2 protein-coding genes and 1 pseudogene are annotated in these 1,306 nt (G+C 46.9%); 2 read left to right on the plus strand and 1 reads right to left on the minus strand.

Annotated elements, in window-relative coordinates:
• Nucleotides 1-182 precede the first annotated feature (182 nt).
• Together G519_RS46735 and G519_RS0138275 are read left to right on the plus strand one after the other, a co-directional pair.
• Nucleotides 183-446 (plus strand): CBO0543 family protein, encoded by a 264-nt coding sequence (locus tag G519_RS46735; protein WP_244280362.1) that lies wholly within the window; start codon nucleotides 183-185, stop codon nucleotides 444-446.
• Nucleotides 443-757: a CBO0543 family protein gene (locus G519_RS0138275; protein WP_029199019.1), complete on the plus strand. Its 315-nt coding sequence runs from the start codon at nucleotides 443-445 to the stop codon at nucleotides 755-757. Before G519_RS46735 ends, G519_RS0138275 begins: the two co-directional genes overlap by 4 nt.
• Before the next feature lie 284 nt (nucleotides 758-1,041).
• Here G519_RS0138275 and G519_RS49715 read toward each other — a convergent pair.
• A pseudogene (locus G519_RS49715) lies at nucleotides 1,042-1,306 on the minus strand (IS110 family transposase); the annotation flags it as partial.

The raw sequence follows: 1,306 nt of genomic DNA on the forward strand, positions 1-1,306 counted from the left end.
ATCAGCACCCAAGAGAGTATGAATAAAAAGAAGTACACTATACATAGGAGCCTCCTTCCTTGTACAAGCTATGGCCATGGACATGGAACGAAATTGCTGCTCGTTCAATTTGATTTGGTGGCCTTCCCGTTGCGTAAATCCCCAAAGCTTCGGATTTGAATATCACGTTCAAAGTGGTGTGGATGCCTGTTGCGAGCGGTCTGTATTACATCTATAGACCTCGTGCGAATAAGTTGACAAAGTGTTTTTACTTTGCTGTCTGGATTTCACTGCTCACATTAATCGACGGGATGCTAGCCGCAAAAACCGAATTGGTGGATTATGTTCATTTTCACTGGAGTCTGATGGCGATTGTGTACTCGATTATATTTCTGTCCGTCCGCGGCCTAGCGAGTTGGTTCTTTAGGGATCGCAAAGTTTTCAGGAAGGAAGCGAATGAGCGATGAGTTTGCTGCTGCAATACGGCATTATCGTTTCAGTGTGGATCCTTTCATTGTTATTGATTCTCATCATCCCGCGGCAGAAACGTCGATTGGCGATGGTCGCGTTATTCACTACTGTACTGACGATAGTTGAGGTGCTGCTCGTACAATATACCGATCTGATTCGGTATGTTCGTTGGAACTGGTTTTGGTCATGGGCCACGATTTTTCTCACATTCCTGATAACTCGAGTGTTCTGTGTGGTCTACTTCGGAACCATGACACGAGTGGAAGCGGCAAAACAAAAGAACGCAGCCAGTACGACACGTTCCTAAATGTGGGGCTATGCCCCCAAGACGTCGCCCAGCTTGCGCCGCCGCGCTGTGGTGCTGAAGAACGTCGGCATTTTAACGACCAACCCGTAATAATAGGAAGCAGAAGAAAGAGGGAGGCCCCTTAAGGGCCTCCCTTTCGCTTGTCATGATTCGCTGCGCTGGTCCGGCAAATCAAGCGCGTTCGCCGACGTGCAAAAATGTCTCATTGAAAGGGGGCAATTTCCGTAGTCCGCTTATATCCACTTACAATTATGGTCTTCAACATTAAGAGGTTATTGACGGTGGCTTGGTATGGCGTATCTCCCGTCTTTGACCAGCTGTGCAATGACTTTGGCGTCCTTGATGTCATTCTTCGTTGGAGAATTGTCGTCTAGTTCTTTACTTTTCTTCACGTGAAGTGGATTTACCACACCGTACGTAACTTGTTTATCTCGTAGAAAATGAAGCTAGGTTTAGCCAGTAGTGACCGGTCGGCTCCATGCCAACGATGACCTCCTGAAAGCCATGCTCTGTTGAAATCTTCTGGAACCAGCTCACAAACAATTCAAA

Source organism: Paenibacillus alginolyticus DSM 5050 = NBRC 15375 (assembly GCF_000422905.1).
Lineage (GTDB): Bacteria > Bacillota > Bacilli > Paenibacillales > NBRC-103111 > Paenibacillus_E > Paenibacillus_E alginolyticus.

Coding starts and splice junctions, on each gene's coding strand:
- G519_RS46735 (WP_244280362.1), top strand. CDS start 183: ATGCCTGTTGCGAGCGGTCTGTATTACATCTATAGACCTCGTGCGAAT.
- G519_RS0138275 (WP_029199019.1), top strand. CDS start 443: ATGAGTTTGCTGCTGCAATACGGCATTATCGTTTCAGTGTGGATCCTT.